21 protein-coding genes, 2 pseudogenes and 1 riboswitch are annotated in these 26070 nt (G+C 67.7%); of the genes and pseudogenes, 11 read left to right on the top strand and 12 right to left on the bottom strand.

The window, feature by feature from the left end; translation table 11 throughout:
- Positions 1-162: 162 nt before the first annotated feature.
- A pseudogene (locus BST14_RS14690) lies at positions 163-549 on the top strand (maleylpyruvate isomerase N-terminal domain-containing protein); the annotation flags it as partial.
- A 24-nt stretch (positions 550-573) separates the two neighbouring features.
- Here BST14_RS14690 and BST14_RS14685 read toward each other — a convergent pair.
- Positions 574-906: a hemophore-related protein gene (locus BST14_RS14685; RefSeq protein ID WP_083065083.1), complete on the bottom strand. Its 333-nt coding sequence runs from the start codon at positions 904-906 to the stop codon at positions 574-576.
- A 394-nt stretch (positions 907-1300) separates the two neighbouring features.
- Here BST14_RS14685 and fdxA point away from each other — a divergent pair, with 394 nt between their 5' ends.
- The 6 genes from fdxA to BST14_RS14655 all read left to right on the top strand — a co-directional run bounded on the left by fdxA (position 1301) and on the right by BST14_RS14655 (position 7865).
- Positions 1301-1627: a ferredoxin gene (gene fdxA / locus BST14_RS14680; RefSeq protein ID WP_083065101.1), complete on the top strand. Its 327-nt coding sequence runs from the start codon at positions 1301-1303 to the stop codon at positions 1625-1627.
- 41 nt (positions 1628-1668) lie between these two features.
- Positions 1669-2754: a succinyldiaminopimelate transaminase gene (dapC, locus tag BST14_RS14675; protein ID WP_142279411.1), complete on the top strand. Its 1086-nt coding sequence runs from the start codon at positions 1669-1671 to the stop codon at positions 2752-2754.
- Positions 2755-2879: 125 nt separating this feature from the next.
- The gene (locus BST14_RS14670; RefSeq protein WP_083065100.1) at positions 2880-5243 is read left to right on the top strand and encodes an APC family permease; all 2364 of its coding nucleotides are present in this window, start codon (positions 2880-2882) and stop codon (positions 5241-5243) included.
- 291 nt (positions 5244-5534) lie between these two features.
- Complete coding sequence (gene cysC, locus BST14_RS14665) at positions 5535-6200, top strand: adenylyl-sulfate kinase (protein ID WP_083065099.1); 666 nt, start codon at positions 5535-5537, stop codon at positions 6198-6200.
- 79 nt (positions 6201-6279) lie between these two features.
- The gene (gene sat, locus BST14_RS14660) at positions 6280-7539 is read left to right on the top strand and encodes a sulfate adenylyltransferase (protein WP_083065081.1); all 1260 of its coding nucleotides are present in this window, start codon (positions 6280-6282) and stop codon (positions 7537-7539) included.
- Positions 7536-7865, top strand: coding sequence for a DUF6955 family protein (locus tag BST14_RS14655; RefSeq protein ID WP_083065080.1), 330 nt, complete (start codon positions 7536-7538; stop codon positions 7863-7865). The genes sat and BST14_RS14655 overlap by 4 nt, the downstream gene beginning before the upstream one ends.
- Before the next feature lie 2 nt (positions 7866-7867).
- Here BST14_RS14655 and BST14_RS14650 read toward each other — a convergent pair whose 3' ends face one another.
- Both BST14_RS14650 and BST14_RS14645 read right to left on the bottom strand, forming a co-directional pair.
- Positions 7868-9517, bottom strand: coding sequence for a PPE family protein (locus BST14_RS14650; protein WP_083065079.1), 1650 nt, complete (start codon positions 9515-9517; stop codon positions 7868-7870).
- 188 nt (positions 9518-9705) lie between these two features.
- Positions 9706-9886: riboswitch (cobalamin riboswitch) on the bottom strand.
- 43 nt (positions 9887-9929) lie between these two features.
- Positions 9930-11525 (bottom strand): PucR family transcriptional regulator, encoded by a 1596-nt coding sequence (locus BST14_RS14645; protein WP_083065078.1) that lies wholly within the window; start codon positions 11523-11525, stop codon positions 9930-9932.
- Between the two features lie 84 nt (positions 11526-11609).
- Here BST14_RS14645 and pruA point away from each other — a divergent pair, with 84 nt between their 5' ends.
- Together pruA and BST14_RS14635 are read left to right on the top strand one after the other, a co-directional pair.
- Positions 11610-13241, top strand: a complete 1632-nt coding sequence (gene pruA / locus BST14_RS14640; protein WP_083065077.1) for an L-glutamate gamma-semialdehyde dehydrogenase — start codon at positions 11610-11612, stop codon at positions 13239-13241.
- Positions 13241-14206 (top strand): proline dehydrogenase family protein, encoded by a 966-nt coding sequence (locus BST14_RS14635; RefSeq protein ID WP_083065076.1) that lies wholly within the window; start codon positions 13241-13243, stop codon positions 14204-14206. The genes pruA and BST14_RS14635 overlap by 1 nt, the downstream gene beginning before the upstream one ends.
- A 98-nt stretch (positions 14207-14304) precedes the next feature.
- Here BST14_RS14635 and BST14_RS14630 read toward each other — a convergent pair whose 3' ends face one another.
- The 9 genes and pseudogenes from BST14_RS14630 to BST14_RS14590 form a co-directional block, all read right to left on the bottom strand.
- Complete coding sequence (locus BST14_RS14630) at positions 14305-14922, bottom strand: TetR/AcrR family transcriptional regulator (protein ID WP_083065075.1); 618 nt, start codon at positions 14920-14922, stop codon at positions 14305-14307.
- Positions 14919-15989, bottom strand: coding sequence for a zinc-binding dehydrogenase (locus BST14_RS14625; protein ID WP_083065074.1), 1071 nt, complete (start codon positions 15987-15989; stop codon positions 14919-14921). The genes BST14_RS14630 and BST14_RS14625 overlap by 4 nt, the downstream gene beginning before the upstream one ends.
- 9 nt (positions 15990-15998) lie before the next feature.
- On the bottom strand, positions 15999-17168 hold the full coding sequence (locus BST14_RS14620; RefSeq protein WP_083065073.1) for a lipid-transfer protein: 1170 nt from the start codon (positions 17166-17168) through the stop codon (positions 15999-16001).
- Positions 17165-17614, bottom strand: a complete 450-nt coding sequence (locus BST14_RS14615) for a MaoC family dehydratase (protein WP_083065072.1) — start codon at positions 17612-17614, stop codon at positions 17165-17167. The genes BST14_RS14620 and BST14_RS14615 overlap by 4 nt, the downstream gene beginning before the upstream one ends.
- Positions 17611-18653 (bottom strand): annotated as a pseudogene (locus BST14_RS14610) (acyl-CoA dehydrogenase family protein). The gene BST14_RS14615 and the pseudogene BST14_RS14610 overlap by 4 nt, the downstream one beginning before the upstream one ends.
- A 7-nt stretch (positions 18654-18660) precedes the next feature.
- On the bottom strand, positions 18661-19071 hold the full coding sequence (locus tag BST14_RS14605; RefSeq protein WP_083065071.1) for a Zn-ribbon domain-containing OB-fold protein: 411 nt from the start codon (positions 19069-19071) through the stop codon (positions 18661-18663).
- On the bottom strand, positions 19071-19616 hold the full coding sequence (locus BST14_RS14600) for an FAS1-like dehydratase domain-containing protein (protein ID WP_083065070.1): 546 nt from the start codon (positions 19614-19616) through the stop codon (positions 19071-19073). Before BST14_RS14600 ends, BST14_RS14605 begins: the two co-directional genes overlap by 1 nt.
- Before the next feature lie 17 nt (positions 19617-19633).
- Positions 19634-20830, bottom strand: a complete 1197-nt coding sequence (locus BST14_RS14595; RefSeq protein ID WP_083065069.1) for an acyl-CoA dehydrogenase family protein — start codon at positions 20828-20830, stop codon at positions 19634-19636.
- Positions 20830-22026, bottom strand: a complete 1197-nt coding sequence (locus tag BST14_RS14590) for a cytochrome P450 (protein ID WP_083065068.1) — start codon at positions 22024-22026, stop codon at positions 20830-20832. The genes BST14_RS14595 and BST14_RS14590 overlap by 1 nt, the downstream gene beginning before the upstream one ends.
- 193 nt (positions 22027-22219) lie before the next feature.
- Between BST14_RS14590 and BST14_RS14585 the strand changes: the two genes are divergently transcribed.
- A complete protein-coding gene (locus BST14_RS14585; protein ID WP_083065067.1) occupies positions 22220-23680 on the top strand; it encodes an aldehyde dehydrogenase family protein in 1461 nt (486 codons plus the stop codon).
- On the top strand, positions 23677-25965 hold the full coding sequence (locus tag BST14_RS14580; protein ID WP_083065066.1) for a CaiB/BaiF CoA transferase family protein: 2289 nt from the start codon (positions 23677-23679) through the stop codon (positions 25963-25965). Before BST14_RS14585 ends, BST14_RS14580 begins: the two co-directional genes overlap by 4 nt.
- The last annotated feature ends 105 nt before the right edge of the window (positions 25966-26070 follow it).

Here is a 26070-nt window from a genome sequence, read left to right as displayed (position 1 = left end):
CGGCTTCGGCAGCGGCGAGTGTGAAACGTTGGCTTTGGGTGTGAAACGTTGGCTTTGAGTGTGAGCCTAGGGCGGGATTTCGGGCAAATTTCCGCCCAGGCTGCACAATCAAAGCCGACGTTTCACAGTTGATGCCTTACGCGCGGTGCCCGCGGGTATACCATGCGCGAAGAGTTGGTCCTGCACAGCTGGGACATCACCGGGGACGAACCGGCCGCCCAGGCCCGGCTGGCCGAGCCGTGGATGACCACCCACAGCGTGCTCCCGGTCGGCAGGCCGCTGCTGATGAAGGGGGCCAAGCAAGAACCGGGTGAGCGCGTGGACTCCCGGCCGCGCGCCGACGGCACCGACGACGATGTGTTGGCAGCGGACCCGGATCAGATCACCATCGAGCTCGCCGAGCCGGAGGGCCCGGCCACCTTGGAGACCGACGCGGCCGCGCGCGTGCTGCTGTTGTGGGGGCGCAGGCCCGCCGACATATCACGCATTCGTAACCGCGTCGGGCCGGAAACCCTGGGGCGCGTGCGCCGCCTGCTCGGCGGCTACTGAACCGCTTCGTGCGAAGCGATCGGCTCAGTAGTTGTTACAGGTGACCGCGACCTGGCTGATGTCGGCGTAGTACTTCTGCGCCGACGGCATGGCCTGGATCTGCTGGGCCATCTGCTGGCGCTTCGGCGGCGGCGAAGCCAGGAAGTTGCGGATGTAGGACTGCGCCACCGGCGACGAGTTCAGCTGTTGGGCAGCTGCCGGGTCGGTCGCATTCAGCGCCGCGATGACCTGCCCGTAGTTGCAGGTGGTGTTGATGATCGCGTCGGTGGGATCCGCAGACGCCACCCCGGCCGCGGCGGTCAACGCCATTGCCGCGCCGCCAACCGCAACGCCCAATTTGCTCAACGACAGCCTCATGTGTGGACACCTTCCCCAGTTATTGCACCGCTATTACGGCGAGAAAAGTCTGCCCAGCGGTTGCCGTCTTCGTTGTTCAGATTACCAGGCCCCGCGAGGGTGCCTGCAACACAACGAGTATCGCGGGCCACCGCGTGGGCGTTACAGTTCCCAGCTCAGCGGCGTGCCGGCGGTGTTCGCCGTCGGCGAAACGGGGCCCGGTCGCGGGCTGCGAGACTGTCGGTCTTAAATCGGTGTTTCGAGGACGCGCTAAATGGTTGACCTGTATCTGCAACGTCTAGTATCAGTAACCGAGAGCTTCATCGGCAGCGGTCGGACGCGCACCGGTGCCAGCTGGACAGCAGCAGCCCACAGTTGAGCCCAGTAAACGGGCTAGTACATGGAGGAGACGTCTGTGACGTACACGATCGCCGAGCCCTGTGTCGACATCAAGGACAAAGCCTGTATCGAGGAGTGCCCCGTCGACTGCATCTATGAAGGCGCTCGGATGCTCTACATCCACCCCGACGAATGCGTCGACTGCGGGGCGTGCGAGCCGGTGTGCCCCGTCGAAGCGATCTATTACGAAGACGATGTGCCGGACCAGTGGAGCCAATACACGCAGATCAACGCCGACTTTTTCGCCGAGTTGGGATCGCCCGGCGGCGCGGCCAAGGTCGGCATGACCGAGAACGACCCGCAAGTGATCAAGGATCTGGCGCCGCAAGGCGAGGGCGACTGAGCGGCACGGTGCCCCACCAGCTCAAAAAGCGCCGGCCGGCGGTGTCGGCGGCCCTGCCGGAGTTCCCTTGGGACACCCTCGCCGACGCGAAGGCGCTGGCCCGCGCCCACCCGGACGGGATCGTCGACCTCTCCGTCGGCACCCCGGTGGACCCGGTCGCCCCGGTGATCCAGGAGGCGCTGGCCGCCGCCGCGTCGGCGCCGGGTTATCCCGCCACCGTCGGCACCGCCCGGCTGCGCGAATCGGCGGTCGCCGCGCTGGACCGCCGCTTCGGCATCACCGGGCTCAGCGAGGCGGCCGTGCTCCCGGTGATCGGCACCAAGGAGCTCATCGCCTGGCTGCCTACTTTGCTGGGCCTGGGCGCCGCGGACGTGATCGTGGTACCCGAACTGGCGTATCCGACCTATGGCGTCGGGGCCCGGCTGGCCGGGGCGCGGGTGCTGCGCGCGGATTCGCTGACCCAGGTGGGTCCCCAATCGCCGTCGCTGTATTACCTGAACTCGCCGAGCAACCCGACCGGACGTGTCCTGGGCATCGATCACCTGCGCAAGGTGGTCGGGTGGACCCGCGACAGGGGCTGCCTGGTGGCCTCGGACGAGTGCTACCTGGGGTTGGGTTGGGACGACCGGCCGCTGTCGATCCTGCACCCCTCGGTCTGCGACGGCGACCACACCGGCCTGCTGGCGATCCACTCCCTGTCGAAGAGCTCGTCGCTGGCCGGATACCGGGCCGGATTCGTCGCCGGGGACCCCGAGCTGGTCGACGAGCTGCTGGCCGTGCGCAAGCACGCCGGGATGATGGTGCCCACGCCGGTGCAGGCGGCCATGGTGGCGGCCCTGGACGACGACGCCCACGAGCGGGTTCAGCGGGAACGCTACGAGCGGCGCCGCGCGGCCCTGCTGCCCGCGCTGCGATCGGCCGGCTTCACCGTCGACCATTCCGAAGCCGGCCTCTACCTGTGGGTCACCCGCGGCGAGCCGTGCCACGACAGCGTCGCCTGGCTGGCGCAGCGCGGCATCCTGGTGGCACCGGGTGATTTCTACGGCCCCCGCGGCGCGCGGCACGTGCGCGTCGCGCTGACCGCCGGCGACGAGCGGATCGCCGCCGCCGTGCGGCGACTCGCCTAGCGGGCATCCGGCCCGGCCTTTTCGCACCGCCCGGGGCCCGAGACGGGCCGAGCGTGCACAATGCATCTTCAGGCGTTGCATCTTCAGGCGTTCCACGTTCTCGACCCGGGGTAAGGACGGTGCTCGTGACCAGTTCGACCGGCAAGCTGCGCATCCCACCCTCGCCGGGGGACATCGCCAGACGGGTGTTCCTGGGCAAGCCGCTGATCACCGAGGACATCGCATCCGAGAAGTTGTCGAATGAGGTTGCGCTGGGGGCGCTTTCGCCCGACGCGGTGTCCTCGGTGGCGTATGGCCCCGAGCAGATCCTGATCGAGCTGTTACCCCACGCGGGGCTGGCCGCCTTTTTGCTGTTGCTGCCCATCACCGGCGTGATCCTGCTGATCCTGGTGCTGGTGGCCGCCTCGTACCGGCAGGTGGTCATGGCCTACACCCGGGCCGGCGGCTCGTATATCGTCGCGCGCGACAATTTCGGGCCCCGGGTCGCGCAGATCGCCGCCGCGGCGCTGCTGATCGACTACGTGGTCACGGTCGCCGTGCAGTCGGCGGCGGGGACCGTCGCGGTGGTTTCGGCGATCCCCGCGCTGGGCCCCTACAGCCTCGAACTCACCGTCGCCGTAGTGCTTCTCATCTGTTACGCCAACCTGCGCGGCCTCAAGGAAGCGGGATTGCCGTTCGCGGTGGCGACGTATTCCTTCGTCGTCATGGTCGGACTGACCATCGTCGTCGGCGTCGTGCGCGCGGTCATCGGGAACCTGCCGATCTACGATCCCGCACATATGGCCGGGGCCGTGCCGGTGCACCAGGGCAACGGGTTGGTGCTGGGCGCCACCATCTTGGTGCTGCTGCGCGCGTTCGCCAACGGCGGTTCGTCACTGACCGGGGTCGAGGCCATTTCCAACACGGTCGAGTATTTCCGAAAGCCCCAGGGGCGCAACGCGCGCCGAGTGCTGACCGCGATGGCGACCATCCTGGGCTTGTTGCTGGCCGGCGTCGCCTACCTGGCCCACGTCACCCATGCCACGCCGTACCTGACCGAGTACCCCTCGGTCCTGTCGCAGATCGGGCGGGCCGTCTTCGGCAACGGCGTGGTCGGCGACGTCCTTTATGTTCTGGTCCAGACGGCCACGGCCGCCATCTTGTTCACCGGCGCCAACACCAGCTTCAACGGGTTTCCGGCGCTGGCCAATTTCGTCGCCGAAGATCGGTTTTTGCCCAGGCAACTCACCAAACGTGGCCACCGCCTGGTGTTTTCGAACGGGATCATCACGCTGACGGCGTTGTCGGTGGCATTGCTGGTGGTCACCGGCGGCTCGGTGAATGCGTTGGTGCCGTTCTACGCGATCGGGGTGTTCACCGGCTTCTCGATGGCCGGCTACGGCATGACCAAACACCACCTGACGCATCGGGAATCGGGCTGGCGACGGCGACTGGCGATCAACCTGTCCGCGGCGATCCTGTCGACGATCGTGGTGGGCATCTTCGCGGTGGCGAAATTCACCGAGGGCGCGTGGCTGGTGGTGGTCGTGTTCCCGCTATTGGTGTTCGTGCTGACCCGGCTCAACCGCGAATATCGGGCCGAGGCGGCCATTCTCGAGATGTTCCGCACCGATCGCCCGGAGCTGGTTAAATACGCGCGGCACCGGGTGTTCGTGTTGGTCGACTCGGTCGATCTGGCGGTGATCGAGGCGTTGCGCTACGGCAGGGGATTGCGGGCCGACGAGCTGATCGCGGTGCATTTCATGGTCGACCCCGCCCACGCGGCCCTGCTGCGAAAGCGTTGGGACCATTTCGAACTCGACACCCCGCTGCGCGTCGTGGACTGCCCGGACCGGCGGATCAGCCGGGCCGCTCAGCTGCTGGTCGCCAAGGCGCGTGAAGAGAAGGCGCGCACCAACGTGACGGTGCTGCTGCCGCGACGAACATTCGCCCGGCTGCTGGGCCGCGTGCTGCACGACCGCACCGCCGACAAGATCGCGCGAGCGGTCAGCCTCGTTCCCGACGCCGCGGCGACGATCGTGCCCTACGACGTCGAATCGCGGATCAGGGAGGCCTACCCCGGCTCCTTGGACCAGCGGATCGGGCAAGGGATCGACAAGCTCGAGGCGTGGGTGTCCCAGGACGAGGACCGCACGGTCGACGCCTACGAACACCCGCAGCGGCCGCGATCGGTGGTCATGGTGGCCGGCCTGATCTCGGGGCAGCGCGCCAGCGTCGAAGGGCGCGTCAACGAGGTCCAAGACGTGACGACCCGCGGCCGCACCCACCGACAGATCGTCATCGGGGACAGCAGCGGCGAAATGACCGTCACCTTCCGCCCGGGCCACGGCGGCGCCGACATACAGCCCGGTCAGGTGTTGCGGATCACCGGGAAGGCCCGCCAGGCCGGCACCCGGGCCATCTCGATGCTCGATCCGGCCTATCAAATCATCGAGGATCCCGCCAACGACGCCGAGTCGCAGGACTCCGAACAAACCAGCGACACGTAGCCGGCCGGCCGATGCGCAACGAATTGCTTTGTGGGTAAAAGCTTTTCGATGGCCCGGGCGGTTTGCGCCCCGTCGGCCGTTCGGCCGGCAGCCGACGCGGGCGGATAAAGGCAGGGCGCGGGATAGCCGCGCCACAAACTGGCGTAAGTTGACCATCTTTACTCGTGGACTGGTTCTACTCCGATTTCATTGCTAAACAATATGGTGAAGGTGTGTGTGGCCAGGCTCGATGCGGTGGGTGATTCCGCGCGCACAGGTCCCCGCGCGCAACGTTGTGAACAGGAGCTGGAAGTGGCCAACAACATCACTTGGCACGAACATCAGATAAGCCGCGCCGAGCGCGAGAGCCTCAACGGGCACAAAGGCTGCGTCATCTGGTTCACCGGCCTGAGCGGCAGCGGCAAGAGCACCGTGGCCAACGTCGTCGAGCAGAAGCTCTACGAGCGGGGCATCCGTAGCTTTCTGCTGGACGGCGACAACGTCCGGTACGGTCTGAACGCCGGCCCGGAATTGCTCGAAGAGCGGCACGGCTCCGAGTTCGCGAAGCGGTTCGGCCTTGGATTTTCCGCCCAGGACCGCGAGGAGAACATCCGGCGCATCGGCGCGGTCGCGAAGCTGTTCTGCGAGTCCGGTGTCATCGCGTTGACGGCCTTCATCAGCCCCTACGTCCGCGATCGCGACGCGATTCGGGCCACCCTGAACGACGGCGATTTTCACGAGATCTTCATCGACACCCCGATCGAGATATGCGAGCAGCGCGATCCCAAAGGCCTCTACAAGAAGGCCCGGGCCGGCGAGATCAAAGGATTCACCGGAATCGACGACCCCTACGAAGCGCCGGCACAGCCCGAGCTGCGGCTCGAAGGCGGCAACAAAGATGCGGACACGCTGGCCGAGGAAGTGATCGCCCATCTCGAGCGGGTGGGCGTCATCTCGGCCGCCGTCCAGGACGCCTAGCGGACAGGTTCGGCAACGACGGCGTCGGGAGCCGTCCACCGCACCGGCAACCGCCGATACGCGAAACGAGGTCAATCACATGAGCTATCAAGGGCATAACGGCAAGCCGATCGTGGAGCGGGTATCCACCGAGAATGCGGCGAGCCGGATCGACGGGTTGCCGCGCATCCCGATTTCGAAGGCCACCGCGCACGAGGTCATCAGCCTGTCCTACGGCTTCTTCACCCCGCTGACGGGGTTCATGGGCCGGCGCGAAGTGGATGGCACGCTGGACGACTTCGAGCTGCCCGACGGCACGCTGTGGAGCATCCCGATCGTCTTCGATCTGTCCGCCGAAGATGTCGAGAATTTCGGGGTGACGGAGGGAAAAAGCGTCGTCCTCGAATATCTCGACGCCCCGATGGCGCTGTTCGAGGTCTCCGAGATCTACGAGTACGACTTGCAACGCATGGCCGAAAAGACTTATGGCACCAGCGATTCCCGGCATCCGGGCGTCAAGAAGACGCTTGCCTATGCGAATCGTTTCATCGGCGGCGACATCACGCTCATCAACGAGCCGGTGTTCAACGAACCGTTCAAGAGCTTTTGGCTCACGCCCCGGCAGCACAAGGACGCGCTGGCGAAAAAGGATTGGAAGCGCGCCGTCGCCCATCAGACCCGAAACGTTCCGCACACCGGCCACGAGGCATTGATGAAGCAAGCGTGGCTGGCGGCGAACGAGGACCAGCCCGTCGACAGCCTGAACACGGGCGTGCTGGTCAACGCCATCATCGGCCAGAAGCGCGTCGGGGATTACATCGACGAAGCCATCTTGTTGGCGCAGAACGAGTTACGTGCCAGCGGATATTTCCGCGACGAAGTCCACCTGGTGTCGTTCACACTGTGGGACATGCGCTACGCGGGTCCGCGGGAGGCCATCTTTCACGCGATCCTGCGGACGAACCTGGGCTGCACGCATCACATGTTCGGGCGCGACCATGCGGGGGTGGGCGATTTCTACCACCCTTACGATTCCCAGAACATCCTCAAGCAATATCGGGGCAAGCTGGGGATCAAACCGGTGTTCCTGCGGGAGAACTGGTACTGCCCGGTCTGCCAGGAGGTCACCAACTCGGCACTGTGCGGACACGACGATCGGTCACAGAGCTTCAGCGGCAGCCTGATTCGGAGCATCCTGACCGACGAGGTCAAGCCGACCCAAAAGGTGATGCGGCACGAGGTGTTCGAAATCGTGATGGACAGCGCCGCGAAGTACGGCCAGGGTTCGCCGTTCGTCACCGAGGAGTACCTGAAAGACAGACTGCCGGTCTTCACGCTGAACCAATTGGAGAACCCATGAGCACTGCCGAAAAGAAGATCAAGGTCAACGTCTGGATCAACGAGGAACGGTTGGAAGCGCTGGCCAATGCCGGAATGGCGGACCGGGCGATCGAGGCGTTCGCCGGCATGAAGCTGCTCGAGATCTACACCACCGAAGAGCAGAAAAATGTTCTCCTGCATCGCTTTCCGGGGGCGAAGTACGACTCGGCCACCACCCGCTCGATCGAGCTGCTGCCGAAGCAGGTCAAGGACAGGCTGCTCGAGCTGTCCATCAAGTTGCACTCCAATGGCCCCGACGTGGTGGACCACTTCCTCGAGGAAGCCCAGACGGCCAATAGCCAATAGGGTTAGGCGTCCCAGGTTCCGGGCAGCAACGGTGTGCGCGGCCGGTCGTCGAATTCGTCGGCGACCGGCGCACTCAATCCCACCGGTCCGGTTGCGGCCTTCGTAGTCATGGTGCCGGCGAATCCCATCGTCGGCCCCGGCCGGCCCGAGGCCGTCGACGGCTCGGGCTCGAGATCCATGTATTCGTACCCGCGGCCGAGTTCGGTGACCTTGACCCGGTGCCGGCGCTTCGTCGTCGCCTCGTCCTCAGTTGGCGCCACCGCCTCGGCCTCGGCGGCGCCGGCCGCCGCCGCCCTGCGCGCGCGGGCGCTGGTGCTCGCCGCCCTGCGCGCGTCCGCGGTCAGGCCACCGACCATGTAGCCAAGGCCTTGCATCGCGGCCACCGGCGGGCCCGCCGGTGTGGGCGGCGGGGCCCCGGGCGCGGCCGGCGCGGGTGTCGCGGCCGGTGCGGAGGCCGGCGCCGGGGCGGGAGCCGGCGCCGGGGCCGGCGTCGGAGGCGGTGTGGGCGCTAGCGCCAGCGGGACGAGCGTCGGGGCCGGAATCAGTGGCACGACCGGGATGGCGTGCAGCCCGGCCAGACCCGTCAGGCCCGACAGGCCCCCCACCAAGGTGGGGATGACCACCGGAACCACCGCGACGGTCAGCAGCGGCACGATGAGCGGGATCAGCACGATCATCTGCTCGAGCAACGTCTTGATCAACGCGATGGTGTCGGTGATGACGGTGCCGATCACCTCGATGGTGGTGAACAGCACGGTCCATGCGATCGTGGCGGGGTTACCCGAGGCGAACGCCGCCGCGAGATCCGCCGCGACGAAGCCGAACATTTGGGCCAGGTAGCCGAAGTACGAACCGAAGTCCATCGGGTAGCCGAGGGCGAACGCGATGTTGAACGGGTTCAGGAAGCTCAGCGGGTTGCCGAGCGACGGCAGCCACGGGTCGAAACCGGAAAACAGGGACTGAAGGAACGGGTTGTTCATCAGCTGGTCGATCAACGGCTGGATATAGGTGTTGTAGAAGTCGACAAACCCGGTCCGCTGCAACCAGTCCAGCCACTGGTTCTGCGTGTCCGGGGGATACGAGGACCGTTCGGAGCCGGCCGCCGGCGCGGTGGCCTTCATGACCTGCGGTGCCGGTTCGGCCTGCGGCGCGGCGGTCACCGCGGCCGTCGCAACGCTCTGATAGGTGCTCATCACGGTGGCGGCCTGGACCCACATCCGCGCGTAGTCGGATTCGTTCACCGCGATCGGAATGGTGTTGATGCCAAAGAAATTGGTGGCCGTCAAGACCGCGTGCATGGCGTGGTTGGCGGCCAACTCGGGCAGCGTCGGCATGGCTGCCAGCGCCGCGGTGTAGGCGGCGGCGGCAATGTCGTGTTGGGCGGCCATGGCCGCGCTGTCGGCGCTTGTCTGCGCCAACCACTCTTGATACGGCGCGTGCGCGGCCACGTATGCCGCGGCGCTCGGGCCGTCCCAGCTTCCGGCTTGCGCGGCGCCCAACAGCGCGGCCAGCTCGTCCGCCGACTCGGCATATGCCACGCTCAGCGAGGTCCAGGCCGCCGCGGCGGCCAGTAACGGGCCGGGCCCCGGTCCGCTGCCGAGCAGCGCCGAATGCACCTCCGGAGGGGAGGCCATCCAGATTGGCGCGGTCATCGATCGCGTCCCTCGGCCGTGCCGAAACCTCGTGGCGGGGTGGCGAAGTGGATCGAGTCGGCCGGCTCGGCCGCGGGGGGATCAAAACACCCGCGGCGACAAGGCGCCGAAATGGTGGCAGCATCAACGGCCACCCATGCCGGAACAGACATGGACGTTGGCAGCTCTCTCGGGGTGCACCGCCCCGGGTCGCAGGACGCAATGACGCAAGTGTCCTGGCTCTCGGATCGCTGCTCGCCTCGCCTTCCGACTTCCCAGCCGTGGCCGTTGAGGGTCGCTCCCCGATGACAGTGGCGGGACCGCGCCGGATTCACACCGGCTTCCTACATCGTCATCACCTTACGGGTGGCATTGTTGCATCCCCTTCGTCCAGAAGCGAGCCAATCATCTAAGAGTCCCCGACGCCGACCGCTCATTGTGCGTCCAGGACGCGCAGCCCCAACGAAAACAGCAGCCGCACCTCGGGATCGGCCAGCGACGTCGATAACAATTTCTCGATCCGGCGCACCCGGTATCGAACCGTGTTCGGATGCACCCGCAACGATTGGGCGGCCTCGGCGATGTCCCCGAAGGCGTCCAGATACGTCCGCAACGTCTCGGCCAGCACCGGATCGTCCTCGCGCAGCGCCACGATCCGCGGATCGATCAGGCGCTCGTCTCCGCCGATCAGCGTGACGATCTCGTCGAGCAAGACGGTGGTGCGGGCTTCGGCCAGCGACGTCACCTGACCGAACAAAATCGGGTGCCGCTCAGCGCTGTCCAGCACGCGGTCCACCTCGACGCGGGCCGCGGCCACCCCGGCCAGGCCCGCGATCGGCGCGGCGATGGCCGCCCGCAGCTGCACGCCGAGTTCGGCGCGCATGGCACCGATGGTGCCACGGACCCACGAGGCGACCGAGCGGTTCTGGGTCCGGGGCAGGAGCACATACGTTCGCGAGCCGGACGAGGCGACCTGCGCGTCGCGTCGAAAAGCGCTGGAGCTCAGCGCAATGACATCGGCGAGCCGGGCGTGCCGGGGCGAGCCGTCCGCCGCGTCCCAACCGATCAGGGCCGCGTCGCCGTCGGGGGCGAGGCCGAGGTCGCGGGCGATCGCGGCCACGTCAACGTGCGCAAGGGTTTCCGCGTCGGCGAGGCCGAGCAGGTGCTGCACCCTGCGCGCGTGGGCGGAGGGCCGGGCCGCTAGCCGCGACATGATGCGCGCGGCCAGCACCGCCGCGCCGCGCAGCATCTCCTCGGCGTCTTCGGCCAGCGGTTGCGAGCCCCGCTGCACCCAGATGGTCCCGGCGAACACGGGTGGGCGCCGGACATCGGGCGCGGGCTGGTGGATGCCGACGGCCAGCCGGGGACGCAGCCCCAACTCGGGCCGCTCGGCGACGCGGACCACCTCACCGCCCGACCGCAACGCATCGAAGATGCCCCATTGGCCGATCCACTCGAGATGCTCGGGCGGGCCGGCCCTGCCCAGGATGGACAGGCGGCGCAGCTCGTCGGCTTCGTCGTTGGACGCCGAATAGGCCAAGACGTGCGATTGCACGTTCTCGATGCTGACCATGCCGTGGATGCGGTCGGCGAGCGACTGCGCCAACCCGAATAGGTCGGTGCCCGAGTCATCCATGTCGTCGGCCCGGTCACCGTGATGTTCGAGGACATGGTTGACCAGCTGATAGAGCCGCTCCCAGCGGGCCCGAGGGTCGACCGCCACCACGGCCGCGCCGGCCGCAACGGCCTTGGCCACCAGAGCCTTCGACGGTCCCTTGGCGAAGACGGCCGCCGGCACGCGGTCGCGGGCCTGCTTGTCCATCCAGCGCAGCGCCTCGTCGTCGGCGATGCCTAACAGGAAGAAGACGTCGGCGGAACCCGCCGCGGCGGCCAGCCCCAGCCGCACGTCGTCGCTGTCGATCAGCGCCGCCGAGGCCACCGGCAGGTCCAGGCCACGGGGCGCGTCGACCAGACTCACCAGGGTGGCGTCCAGCGCCAGTAGCAGCTGTCCCAGACCCACACCGGCCATGTTGTCCGATTTTACTATGAATGATGTGCGGTATTGTTCGGTCGGCTAAATCTCTGGGGCGGGTGCGCGAGGACCCTGGGCAGCATGGATGCGATAACTCAGGTCCCGATGCCGGCCAACGAGCCGGTCCACGACTATGCGCCGCGCTCCCCGGAACGCGCCCGCCTTTTCGCCGAGCTGGCCCTGCTGGCCGATAACCCGATCGATCTCCCGCATGTCATCGGCGCTACCCACCGGATGGGCGATGGTGAGCGCATCGATGTGGTGCAGCCGCACCGGCATGCCGCGAGGCTGGGCAGCTTGACCAACGCGACGCACGCCGATGCCGCGGCGGCGATCGAAGCCGCGATGGCCGCCAAAGGCGCCTGGGCGGCAATGCCGTTCGATGAGCGGGCGGCGGTGTTCCTGCGCGCCGCCGACCTGCTGGCCGGGCCGTGGCGGGAGAAAATCGCCGCCGCCACGATGCTCGGCCAATCCAAGTCGGCTTACCAGGCCGAGATCGATTCGCCGTGCGAGCAGATCGATTTCTGGCGCTTCAATGTGGCTTTCGCGCAACAGATCCTGGCCCAGCAGCCGATCAGCGGGCCAGGTGAATGGAATCGCAGCGACTACCGCCCCCTGGATGGCTTCGTGTATGCGATCACACCGTTCAACTTCACCTCCATCGCCGGCAATCTGCCGACCGCGCCGGCGCTGATGGGAAACACCGTGGTGTGGAAGCCGTCGATCACCCAGACGTTGTCGGCCTACCTCACCATGCAACTGCTCGAGGCGGCGGGGTTACCGCCCGGGGTGATCAACCTGGTGACCGGCGACGGGCTCGCCGTCTCCGATGTGGCGCTGACCGATCCGCGGTTGGCCGGCATCCACTTCACCGGGTCGGCGGCCACCTTCGCCCACCTGTGGCAGCGGGTGGGCGCCAATATCGGTCGCTACCAGAGCTATCCGCGGCTGGTCGGCGAGACCGGTGGCAAGGACTTCGTTGTCGCCCACGCTTCGGCGCGACCGGATGTGCTGTGCACCGCGCTGATTCGCGGCGCGTTCGACTACCAGGGCCAGAAGTGCTCGGCGGCGTCGCGGGCCTTCGTCGCACAGTCCGTGTGGCGCCGTATGGGCGACGAGTTCCTGGGCAAGACCGCCGCGCTGCGCTACGGCGACATCACTGACCTGACCAACTACGGGGGAGCGCTGATCGACCGGCGCGCCTTCATCAAGAACGTCGACGCCATCGAGCGGGCCAAGGGCGCGCCACACGTCACCATCGCCGTCGGCGGCGAATACGACGACCGCGAGGGGTATTTCGTGCGCCCCACGGTGCTGCTGTCCGACGACCCGAGCGACGAGTCGTTCGCGACGGAGTACTTCGGCCCGCTGCTGTCGGTGCACGTGTACCCCGACGGCGATTACGAGCGGATCCTCGATGTGGTCGACACCGGATCGCGGTACGCGCTGACCGGCTCCGTCATCGCCGACGACCGCGCGGCCGTGCTGACCGCGCAGGACCGGCTGCGGTTCGCCGCCGGGAACTTCTACGTCAACGACAAGCCGACCGGCGCGGTCGTAGGCCGTCAACCATTCGGGGGCTCGCGCGCGTCGGGCACCAACGACAAGGCCGGATCGATGCTGAACATGTTGCGCTGGACGTCGGCTCGCACCATCAAGGAGACCTTCATCCCGGCAACCGAGCACACCTATCCGCACATGGGCGTCGACTGATGACCGGGCTGTTCGCCACCACCCTGCGCCCGGCGATCATGGCCGCGAGCCGTCGCGAAGGGTTGCGCCGCACCGCCGAGCGCTTACCGATGACCCGTCGTGTGGTGCGACGCTTCGTCCCGGGGGAGACAACGGATTCCGCGCTGAACACCGTTGCCGCTCTGCGAGGCTCGGGACGCCTTGTCAGCATCGACTATCTGGGTGAGGACGTCGCAGACGCCGACGACGCCGATGCGGCCGTGCGGAACTACTTGGACCTGATCGACAGGTTGGGTGCGCTCGATGCGGCCGACGTTGCGGTGCGGCCGCTGGAAGTCTCGGTCAAGCTGTCGGCCCTGGGGCAGTCGCTCGAACGCGACGGCGAAAAGATCGCCCGGGACAACGCGTGGTCGATCTGCGATGCCGCCCGGCGCGCGGGCGTGTGGGTGACCGTGGACGCCGAGAACCGCACCACCACCGAGTCGACGCTTTCTATCGTGCGCGACCTGCGGGCCGAGTTTCCCCGGCTGGGCCTGGTTTTGCAGGCGTACCTGCGGCGCACCCGGGAAGACTGCGCGGAATTCGCGGCCGCGGGCGCCCGGGTCAGGCTGTGCAAGGGCGCCTACGACGAGCCCGCCTCGGCGGCCTACCGGAAACCCGCCGAGGTCACCGACTCGTATCTGGCCTGCCTCTCGGTACTGATGGCCGGCTCCGGTTACCCGATGGTGGCCTCCCACGATCCGGACATCATCGGCGCGGTGCCCGCCATCGCGCGTGAAACCGGGCGTCGCAGCGCCGAATTCGAATACCAGATGCTGTATGGCATTCGCGATGACGAGCAACGGCGCCTCACCGCGGCCGGAAACCAGCTGCGGGTGTACGTCCCCTTCGGCACCCAGTGGTACGGCTACTTCATGCGGCGGCTCGCCGAGCGGCCGGCCAATTTCGCGTTTTTCCTGCGGGCTCTGACGCAGCGCGCCGGTTGAGTGTGAACGCTGGGCTTTGAGTGTGAACGCCGGGCCGTGACACGCCGATAAGATGCGCCGAGGATTCACGCTCGAAGCCAAGGATTCACACGCAACCGTTAACCGCGTCGCGGCCGCGGCCGGTCGCTGGCGAAGCCGCGCACCACGTGGGCGCGAACGAATTCCGCCGCCACGTCGGGATTGTCCATGTCCAGCGTCGAGGACGGCGTGCTGAACAGTGAGAAGAGGATGCGTGCGAACCATTCACCGGCGGCCTCGATGTCGAGGTCCCTGCGCACCTCGCCGGTGAGCCGGGCGGCGGCCAGGTAGGGGGCGAAGAACTCGACGCATTCGCGCAGCAGCACCGCGGCGTCCTTGGTCAGCAACAGGCTAATGGCGTCCTCGTCAAAATACTTTTCCGAGGCGATGACCCGCCGCGCCTGGGTGACGAAAACCGCCGCCGCACACAGCTTGTCCTCCAGCGTGCCGCCGCGCTCCATCGCCTTGGTCATCTCTCGGTAGAACCGTTCGGACGCGTGCTCGGCGCACGCCTCGACGATCGAGGCCTTGTCGGAGAAGTATTCGTAGATCGTGCTGCGGGAGACGCCGGCGCGTTTGGCGATGTCGACGATGGTCGCCTTCTGCAAACCCTGCTTGCCGAAGCACGCGAACGCCGACTCCACGATGAGCTCGCGCGTGGAGGTCTCCTGAAAGGAGGCAGAAGCCTGAGCCGTCACGGAATCAACGCCCCCCGGGGCACCAGCCCGGCGTCGGCCGAGGCGAACGCCGCGTTGACGTCGGCCAGGTGGAACGGCTTGGGCATCAGCCGCTCGAACGGAAACCTGGTGTGCTGCAGGAACGACAGGCCGGTGGCCAGGGTGGCCGGGTCGTAGAGCATCACGCCCCGCACGGACTTGTTGCCGTAGACCAACGAGCTGGGGTCGAGCTCGAAGGTCCGTCCCATCCCGACGTTGCCGACCTCGAGCAACGTCCCGCCGTTGTTGAGGAACCCGATCCCCTCCGGGATGACGCCCGGCACGCCGACGACCTCGAGCACCCAGTCCGCCCCGATGCCGTCGGTGTGCTTGCGCACCTGCTCGGTGACCTCCGCCACCGAGATCCCGCCGGCATCGATGCAGTGGGTCGCGCCGAAATCGGCCGCGACGTCGAGCCGCTCGGCGATCTTGTCGACGACGATGACCGCCGCGGCGCCCGCCGTCCGGGCCACGGCCGCGGCGTTGATGCCCAGCCCGCCGGCGCCCTGGATGACGACCGTGTCTGCGAGTCGTACCTCGCGCAAGGCGAAAAGCACTTGCGCCAGTGCGCAATTCAACGGCGCGACGGCTTCGTCGGGGAGGTCGGCGGGCACCTTGTACAACGGCTGCCGGCGGCTGGCGTAGTAGTACTCGCCATAGGCGGCGACGAAGTGCGGGGGTTTTTCATGGGTGCGGTATTCGCCGGCCATCAGGTTCTGGCAGGCGTGCGCCCGTCCCCGCGCGCACGCGTGACAACTGCCGCAGAACCAGAAGTACGGCGCCACCACACGATCGCCAACGGCCAGCGGTTTGCCGGTCGCGTCGGTGGTCAGCCCGTCGCCGAGTTCGGCGATCTCACCGACCATTTCGTGGCCCATCGCGAACGGGCACGGCAGGGGCAGCTCACCGCGGAAGATGTGCAGATCGGATCCACAGATGCCGGCCATCCGCAGCCGCAGCGCCGCGGTGCCGGGCGCCGGTGTGGACAACGGGAACTCGGCCAGCTCGATGGGCCCGCCGTGGGCGGTCAGCAGCGCGAGCCTGGGCATGACGTCCCCTCAGCCGGCCGGTGCGAGGATCAGACCGCTGGTCGGCACGCCGGTTCCGGACGTGACGAGCACGTGTTCGACGTCGTCGACCTGGTTGTAGGATGTGCCGCGCACCTGGCGCACTCCCTCGGTGATGCCGTTCATGCCGTGGATGTAGGCCTCCCCCAGCAATCCGCCGTTGGTGTTGATGGGGAACTCTCCACCGAGCGACAGCCGCTCGACGGTGGCGAAGTCCTTGGCCTCGCCCCGCCCGCAGAATCCCAGCTCCTCGAGTTGGGCGAACACGAACGGCGTGAAATGGTCGTAGATGAAGGCGGTTTGGATGTCTTGCGGCCGCAGGCCCGAATCACGCCACAGCTGGCGGGCCACCACGCCCATCTCCGGCAGCCCGGTGATCTCATCGCGGTAATAGCTGGTCATCATCTCGCCGTTGTGGGCCGCGCCCTGGGCGGCCGCGGTGATGATGGCCGGCGGCTGCCGCAGATCGCGGGCGCGCTCGGCGCTGGTGACGACCAGCGCGACGCCGCCGTCGCTCTCCTGACAGCAATCCAGCAGCCGCAGTACGGGTTCGACGATCCAGCGCGAATTTTGGTGGTCTTCCAGGGTGATCGGCCGCTGATAGAACCAGGCATCGGGGTTGGTCGCCGCGTGCTTGCGGTCGACGACCGCGACCCGGCCGAAGTCTTCGTTGGTGACGCCGTACGTCGACATGTAGCGCTGGGCGTGCATCGCGACCCACGCCGCGGGGGTGAGCAATCCAAACGGCGCGTAGTGCGCCATGAACAACGGCGTTTCGGCCATGCTGCGTCCGCTGCCGCCGAACCGGAAGCCGGAGCGCTCGTTGAAGGCGCGCCAGCACACCACCACGTCGGCGACACCGGTGGCGACGGCCATCGCCGCGTGCACGACGGTGCCGGCGGCCGCGCCGCCGCCGTGATGGACGCGGCTGAAAAACGAAAGGTCGCCGATGCCCACGTTGCGGGCGATGTCGATCTCGTCGCTGGAGTCCATGGTGAACGTGACCATGCCGTCGACGTCGGCGGGGGCCAGGCCGGCGTCGTCGAGGGCGGCGCTGACCGCCTCGCACGCCAATTGCAGCTCGCTGCGGCCGGATTCTTTGGAGAATTCCGTTTGGCCGATCCCGACGATGGCCGCGGCACCCGGCAGCGTCCGGCTCACGCGGTCGCCCCGTCGAGCAGGCTGAACACCGCGGTGCCCGAGACGTGGTCGCCCAGGCTGTTGGAGCCCTTGAACGTCACCTCGACGAAGTTCTCGCCGTCCGATCCTTCGGTCTTGCCGGTGACGCTGCCGGTGAACCGCAGCGGGTCGTCCGGAAAGCACGGCACGCCAAGGCGGATCGACAGGTTCTTCACCATCGCTTCGGGTCCGGCCCAGTCGGTGAGGAAGCGCACGCAGTAGCCGTTGGTGGTCAGGATGTTCATGAACAGGTTGGGCGAACCCTGCTGCTTGGCGTAGTCCCGGTCGTGATGCACCGGCATGAAGTCGCGGGTGGCGATCGCGCCGGCGACGATCATCGTTGTGGTGATCGGGATTTCGAGCGGCGTCACCTCGTCACCGACCGAAATGTCTCGCCATTGCAAAGTGCGGTTGGTGGTCGTCGTCATGCGTGTCCTTCCGAATAGGTTGCGCCGAGATGGGCCAGCTGCGCCGAAGCCGGGCCCAGGGTCAGCTCGTTGTGCTTGGCCCACAGGAAATAGCGGTGCAGCGGATAGGTGACGTCGATGCCGATGCCGCCGTGGACGTGCTGGGCGGTGGCGGCCACCCGGGCGCCGGCCTCGGAGGCCCAGAATTTCGCGATCCGCGCGGCGCGCTCGGCGGGGCGGCCATTCGCTGCTGCACCGCCTGGAAGCTGCCGATCGGACGGCCGAATTGCTCGCGGGTCGTGGTGTATTCCGCGGCCATGCGCAGGGCGCGCTCGGTGACGCCGAGCTGGATCGCGCATAGCGCCACCAACGCCCGGGTGTGCAGCGACTCGGCCAGTCCGTCGCCGGTGATCCTGTCCGCCTCGGAAACGATTGCGCCATCCAGGAATACGTCCGCGTGCGGTTCGCCGTTGGTGGTCGGCGCCCGGCGGATCTCGGCGCCGGCGGCGTCGGCGCCCATCAGGAACAGGCACACGGTGCCGTCGTCGACAGCGGCCGGAATCAGGATCGTGTCGGCGACCTGAGCGGCCGGCACCAGCTCCTTGACGCCGTCGAGGCGCCAATCCGCGCCATCGCGGCGCGCGGTGGTGACCGGGTGAGCCGGGTCCGAGCGGCCGGGCTCGGCCAATCCCGTTGTCAGGATGCGGGATCCGCTGACCACGCCCGGCAGGAACCGCCGTTGCTGTTCGTCGCTGCCGTGCCGGGCGATGGGGTCGGCGCCCAGCACCAGCGTGGCGTACGCCGGTACGGGCGCGACGCTGTGGCCGACCTCGGCCAGCAACACCCCGAGTTCCAGAAAGCCGCCGCCGTTGCCGCCCACCGACTCGGGCAGTGCGGTGCCGAGCAGGTCGGCGTCGGCCAGCTCTTGCCAGAGCGCGGCGTCGTAGCGGATGTCGCCGGCTTCCAGTTCGGCCAGCCGGTCCGGCGTGGCGCGGCGCTCCAACAGGTCGCGGGCCAGCTTGGCGATCGTCTGCTGCTCTTCGGTGAAGGTGAAATCCATGACGGGCCTACGTGCTCGGCCGGAACTGGTGCAACACCAGTTCTTCGGAGCCGGAACCGTCGAACGTCCCGTAGTAGACCTCGACGGGCAATCCGGGCCTGACGTCGGCCGGATCGATGCCGGTCAGGTCGGACACCAGCCGCACCCCCTCCTCGAGTTCCACCAGCACGACGATGTAGGGGTATTCGAAGAACGGAAACTTCGGCTCGTGCGGCATGACGTAGCTGTAGACGGTGCCACGACCGGACGACTCGATCGCCTCCCATCGCAGCGAGCGGCAGTGCGGGCACATCGGCCGGGGCGGGTGACGCAGCTGCCCGCAGCCACCGCAGCGCTGGATCAAAAGCTTGTTCTCCCGCAGCCCGTTCCAGAAGAACTCGGTGTCGCGGGTGATCGCCGGGGCAAGACGGGCCGCCATCAGCCGGCCGGCCTGAATCGCAGCACCCGGAATCGCTGCCGCCCCAACACCTCACCATTCTGATCGGTGTAGGTGGTCAGCCAGGTCAGGAAGAATCCGGTGCCCAACGCCGTCTTCTTCTCGTCGGAGACCGACTCGTAGACCGTCGTCGCGCTTATCACGTCGCCCAAACGGGGGTAACGCTCGATCTCGAACTCCGAATTGGTCGCCACCGTGCTGGTGTATCCGGCCTCGTCGAGGAACGCCGTTGGGTTGCTGGTGATCTCGATGGGGGCTCCGCCGCGCTCGCCGATGCCCTCCAACTTCGGCGACGGCATGGTCCAAGTCTGCAACATCACCGGCGGCGAGACGATGCCGCCGAACCGAGACGACGCCGCGAACTCCGGATCGAGGTAAACGGGATTCATGTCGGCCATCGCGTGCGCCCAGTGCCGGATCATCGGCTGGTTCACCGGGTCCGGCGCCACCGACGGCCTTCCGGTGCCACCGGTCGGCTGGCCCACGAGGGCCCGCACCTTGGCGCTGACGGTTTCTGAGTCGGTCACTCGGTCTGTCCTCCTTGCTAAGTCGCGGTCCGAAGGTCGCGTGGTGCCCGGGGCATGCCCAACCCGGCCATGGCGATGATGTCACGCTGAATCTCGTTGGCCCCGCCCCCGAAGGTATTGATGACGGCCTGGCGATAAGCCGATTCCAGCGCGCCGCGCAGCGGGGCGTCGGCGCCGCGCCGCACGCCGCTGCCGTCGAGCACCTCGAGCAGCTCCCGGGCGACCTGCTGCGTGAGCTCGGTGCCGAACACCTTGGCCGCCGACGCTTGCCCCATCTGCAGCCCATCGCGACCTACCCCCTTCGATATCGCCGCGTTCACCCGCGTATTGACGAGTTTGTATGCGGCGACTTGGGCTTCAACCCGGGCCAGCGCCGATTGCACCCAGGGCCGGTCGATGACGCGGCCGCCGTCGAGCTCGGTGCTGACGGCCCAGTGCAGGGTCTTCTCGAACAGTGGCTCGAGCGCGCCGAGATTGCCCAGCGCCGCGCGTTCGAAGTTCAGCTGCGTGGTGATCAACTGCCAGCCCTGGTTTTCCGCACCCACCAACGCGCTGACCGGCACCCGCACGTCGTCGTAGAACGTGTAGAAGGTCGAGATGCCCGGCATGGTGTGCAACGGCTGCCAGGAGAATCCGGGCGAGGAGGTCGGCACGATCAGAATGGAAATGCCCTTGTGCTTCTTGACATCCGGATCGGTGCGCACGGCCAACCAGATGTAGTCGGCGTAGGCCGCGCCGCTGGTGAACATCTTCTGGCCGTTGATCACGTACTCGTCACCGACGCGGACGGCCGTCGTCCGCACCGAGGCGAGGTCGCTGCCCGCGCCGGGTTCGGAATAGCCGATGGCGAACTCCACGGTGCCGTCCAGGATCGCCGGCAGGAACTGCCGCTTTTGCTCGTCGGTGCCGTGGTGCATCAGCGTCGGCCCGACGGTGTTCAGTGTCACCAGCGGGATGGGTGCGCCGACCCGGCGGGCTTCCTCGGCGAAGATGAACTGCTCGATGACCGAGAACCCTTGTCCGCCATATTCTTTCGTCCAGCCGACGCCCAGTAGTTTGGCCGCGGCCAGGGCGCGGACGCATTCGCGCACGGCGGGCCCGCCCTCCATCTGTTCGCTGACCGCGGCCACACGTTCCGGCGTCATCACGGCCTGTAGGGTCGCGCGGATCTCGGCGCGCAGCTTGCATTGTTCCGGCGTGTACTCCAGATCCATCAGACCCCCATCCGCACCGGCATGCGTTTCACCCCGGGCACCATGGTGGCCCGCATCCGGTCCACGTCGCCCACCAGTTCCATGGTCGGGAAGCGGCGCAGCAGCTCGTCGAACATCACCGTCGCCTCCAGGCGTGCCAATTGCGCACCGACGCAGGAATGTTCACCGCAACCGAAGGCGATGTGCGGGTTTGGGTGACGGGTCACGTCGAACTCCTCGGAGTCGGGGCCGAACACGTCTTCGTCGCGGTTGGCCGAACCATACAGCATCACCACCACCTCGCCGGCGCGGATCCGCTGGCCGCGGATGTCGACATCGGCGGTCGCGGTGCGGGCCATGTGCACCACCGGACTGTTCCACCGCAACATCTCTTCGACGGCGAGCGGGATGCGGGCGGGATCCTCGGCCAGCAGGCGGTATTGGTCGGGATGCGCGATCAGCGCCAGCGTGCCGAGCGCGATGAGGTTGCGGGTGGTTTCGTTGCCGGCGACCAGCAGCAGGAAGGCGAAGTTGAGCAGGTCTTCGTCGGTCAGCCGGTGTCCGTCGATCTCGGCTTCGGCCAGCATCGAGAGCAGGTCGTCCCGCGGGCGCACCCGTCGATCGGCGATCAGCTTCTGGAAGTACTCGTAGAGCTGCCCGGCCGCCACCATCGGGTCGAGTTCGATCTCCGGGTCGGCCGTTCCGGTGGCCGCGTCCGACCAGGCCCGGAACTGCTCCCAGTCGTCGGGCGGGGCGCCGATCAGTTCGGCGATCATCCGGGTGGGCAGGGGGGCGGCGATGTGTTCGGCGAACTCGTGCACGGAGCCGGGTTCGATGCCGTCGAGGATGCCACGCACGATCTCGCGGACCTTCGGCCCGAGCACCGAAACACGCCGCCGGGTGAATCCGGAATTGATCAGCTTGCGCATCTGCCGGTGCCGCGGCGGATCGGTGAAGATCAGACTGCCCAGCTGCACCGGGTTGGGCAGCTGCGGATCGGGGATCGTGATGCCCCGGGTCGAGGTGAACAGCGCCGGATTGCTCGATACGAACCGGATGTCCTCGTAGCGCAGCAGCGCCCAGAAGTTGGTGACGTCGTTCCAGCACACCGGCGCGGTGGCGCGCAGCTCTCGATAGGCCGGGTAGGGATCGCCGGCGTAGAAGTCGGGGGAGTGCAGCGGGAAGCTCGGCGAGCGCAGCGGCGGATGAGTCTGCACGGCAAGCCCCTCTCGCAGGACACCGATCCGACAGATTGACGCAATCTGTCCTGCGGATTGTGTCTACTCCGCGCGATCGCGCGCTGTCAATACGACACGCAAATATTGTGCGAGCTTGGAATTCGGCTGGTTGATGATTGACGAGGGCGACGCGGGGGTGTACACCAAGTGATCAGATGACCGGAGGAAGCACATGGCCGATTCGCCCGCTCTTGTCCAGACCTATCAGCTCTACATCGATGGCAACTGGGTCGAGCCGCAGGACGGCCGCTACGACGACCTGTCCCCGTCCACCGAGGCCGTCATCGCCACCGCCCCGGACGCGACCGTCGCCCAGGTCGGCGACGCGATCACGGCCGCCCGCCGCGCCTTCGACAGCGGACCGTGGGGCACCATGACCGCCGAGCAGCGCGCCGGGTGCCTGAACCAGTTGGGCGAGGCGCTGACCAAGCACGCCGACGACTTCTTCGCCCTGTCCCAGGCGGAATGGGGCTGCATCGCCAACGAGCGCGTCATGCAGATCGACGGCGCCGGGTTCATGTCCATGCACGCCGCCCAGCTCGCCACCCAGCTGGTCGACCAGGAGGTCACCGGCATCAGCGCCGGGACCACCGTGTTGCGGCGCGCGCCGCTGGGTGTCGTGTCGGTGCTGACGCCCTGGAACTTCCCGCACTGCCTCAACGTTATGAAGTTGAATCACGCTCTGGCAGCGGGCAATACGGTCGTGCTCAAGCCGTCCCCGCTGACGCCGCTGGCCGGGCTGGCGTTGGCGCGGCTCATCGACGAGCACACCGACATCCCGCCCGGGGTGGTCAACGTCGTCACGCCATCCGGCGTCGAGGCGGCCAAGCTGCTGACCACCGACCCGCGCATCGACATGGTCAGCTTCACCGGCAGCTCGGCGGTGGGCCGCCAGGTGATGTCCGCCGCCGGCGACACGATGAAGCGAATCCTGTTGGAGCTGGGCGGCAAGTCGGCCAGCATCGTCCTCGACGACGCGCAGCTCACCGACGACACGCTGCGCCAGATGCTGTTCGAATCCTGTTCGCTGCACGCGGGGCAGGCGTGCATCCTGCACAGCCGGCTGCTGCTTCCCGACTCGCTGCACGACGACGTCGTCGATCGGCTCGCCGCCTTGGCCCGCGAGGTCAAGGTGGGCGACCCCACCGACCCCGAGGTGCAGATGGGTCCGCTGATCAGTTCGGCGCAGCGCGACCGGGTCGAAGCGCACGTCGCCGGCGCGCTGAAGGACGGAGCGCGGCTGGTGACGGGTGGGCGCCGGCCGGCCGATCTGGACGTCGGCTTCTACTTCGAACCGACGATCCTGTCCGAAGTTGACCCGAATTCGACTATCGCGCAAGAGGAAGTGTTCGGTCCGGTGCTGACCGTGCTGCGCTACCGCGACGACGACGACGCGGTCGCCATCGCGAACAACTCGCAGTATGGGCTGTCCGGGGCGGTGTGGGGCGGGGACGTGGACCGCGCCGTCGGGGTGGCGCGGCGGATCCGCACGGGTCAGATCGCGGTCAACGGCGTCAGCCCCGGTGGCGCGCCGTTCGGCGGCTTCAAACTCAGCGGGCTCGGCCGCGAGGGCGGCGGGATCGGCGGGTTGCATCAATACATGGAACCGATGGCCATCGGGGTCCCCGCGTGACGGGACCCCTTGCGGGGCTGCACGTCGTCGAAATCGCAAGGGAAATCTCGGGTCCCTACGCGGCAAAGCTCCTGGTCGACCTGGGCGCCGAGGTCATCAAGGTCGAGCCGCCTACCGGAGACCCGCTGCGGCGCTGGGGCCCGTTTCCCGGCGGCGTTGTCGACCCGGACCGCGGCGGCTTGTTCGGATACCTCAACGCCGGCAAACGCGGTGCCACCCTTGATCTCTCGGCGAGCCGCGACGCGGCCACCGCGCGCGAGCTCATCGCGCGGGCGCACCTTCTGATCGAAGACTTCCCGCCCGGAACGTTGGAGGGCTGGGGACTGGGCATCGAGGATCTGCAGCGGATCAACCCGAACCTGGTGGTACTGCGCATTTCTGCGTTCGGTCAGTCCGGTCCGTGGCGCCATCGGTCCGCGACGGCGCTCACCCTGCAGGCGACATCGGGGTGGGTCAGCGCCCGGGATCCGCAGCGCCCGCCGGTTCAGGTCGGCGCGCGGATCGCCGAGTACGTGGCGGGCGCCTACGGCGCGCTGGGCGCGTTGACCGCGCTGCGCCGGCCGGCCGTCGGACGGGTCACGGAAGTGGATGTCGCACAGTTGGAATCGCTGCTTTCGACGCTGCCCTACCCGATGTTGATGGCAGAGCGGATGCGGCGCCTGGGCCTGCCCGCCAACCTGCGCTCGGCGCCCATGCTGGGTGTCGTCCGGGCCGCGGACGGCTGGGTGGGGATCAACTGCCTGACGGGTCAGCACTGGCTCGACGTCTGCGCCATGCTCGGCCTGCCCGAGTTCGGCGAGCATCAGATCGCAATCATGTTGGGCGGGCCGGAGCGCGACGACTTCTTCGCCAAGGCCGAGCCCGTGCTGGCCGGTCAGACCGTCGCCGAGATCGTGGAACTCGCGCAGGCCCTGCGCATTCCGGCCGCGCCGGTCAACGACGGCGCGACCGTGCTCGATTGTCCCCAATACGCCGCGCGGGGGTTCTTCGTCGAAACCGGGTCATTCCGGCGCCCAGGGGCGCCGTTTCGGTTCTCGAAAACCACTGCGGCGCAACCCTGTCCGGCGCCCGGCTTGGGAAGGCGGCCCGCAACATGGGCCGGTGCCGGCCGATCGCTGCGGCATACGCCGGGGCCGCTGCCGTTCACCGGTCTGCGGGTGCTGGATCTGACCACGTTCTGGGCCGGGGCGTATCTGACCTGCTACCTCGGGGCGTTCGGCGCCGACGTCGTCAAGGTCGAGTCGATCCAGCGGCCCGACGGGCACCGCTATTCGGGCGCCTTCGCCTACGAGGGCGACGACTGGTACGAGCGCAGCCCCGTCTGGCAGGGCACCAACCTCAACAAGCGCGACCTCACCCTCGACCTCACGTCGGCGCGCGGCCTCGACATCGCCCGGCGACTGGCCGCGCAGGCCGACGTCGTGGTGGAGAACTTCTCGCCGCGAGTGGTCGAGCAGTTCGGCCTCGACTACGACTCGCTGGTGTCGCTGAACCCCGACGTGATCGTGGTCCGGATGCCCGGGTACGGGCTGCGGGGGCCGTGGCGCGACTATGTCGGCTGGGCGCTGAGCTTCGAACAGACGTCGGGCATGTCGGCGGTGACCGGATACGCCGACGGGCCGCCGTGCAACCCGCAGGGCCCCGCCGACCCGATCGTCGGTGTGCATGCGGGGGTAGCGCTGCTGGCCGCCCTCGAGCACCGGCACCGCACCGGCGCCGGTCAGCTCGTCGAGATCGCGCAGATCGAGGTGGCGGCCGCGGTGACCGCCGAACCGGTGATCGACTACTCGATGAACGGTGTGGTGCGCCCGCGGGAGGGCAACCGGCGGCGCGGCCGGCTGCAGGGCGTCTACCCGACCGACGACGACGTGTGGGTGGCGCTGTCGGTGCCGGATCAGCCGATCGATCATGACGTGTTCGACGAGCTCGTCGCCGCCTGGACGTGCACGCAGACCGCCGCGACGATCGTCGCAACCCTGCAGGCGCAGGGCATCGCTGCGGAGCGGGTGATCACCGGAGACGAAATGTATGACCCGGAGCTCGTCGGGGGCCAGCTCGACGCCCGCGGATACTACGAGGAGCTCGCACACCCGACCACCGGACCGCATCGCTATCCCGGCTGGCCCTTTCGGATCACGCCCGGACCGCAGCGCCACCACCGCACCGCCCCGCCGACGCTCGGCCAGCACAACGACGAGATCCTGCGCGAGCTGGGCCTGTCCGAGGCCGAGGTGGCCGACCTGCGTCACCGGCGGGTAATCGGCGAGCGGGTGCTCAACGCCTAGGAGCTTGCTGAATTAGGGGTTTGTGGGGCGGGGCGTCTCGAGCCGTCTCGCGGCGTGTTGGAGTCAGACCCTCGGGTCGACAGAAAAGAGATCGCCCCGCCGGGT

Source organism: Mycobacterium arosiense ATCC BAA-1401 = DSM 45069 (assembly GCF_002086125.1).
Classification (GTDB): Bacteria; Actinomycetota; Actinomycetes; order Mycobacteriales; family Mycobacteriaceae; genus Mycobacterium; species Mycobacterium arosiense.
The sequence above is the reverse complement of the archived record's forward strand: the minus strand, read 5'-3'. Positions and strand labels throughout refer to the sequence as shown.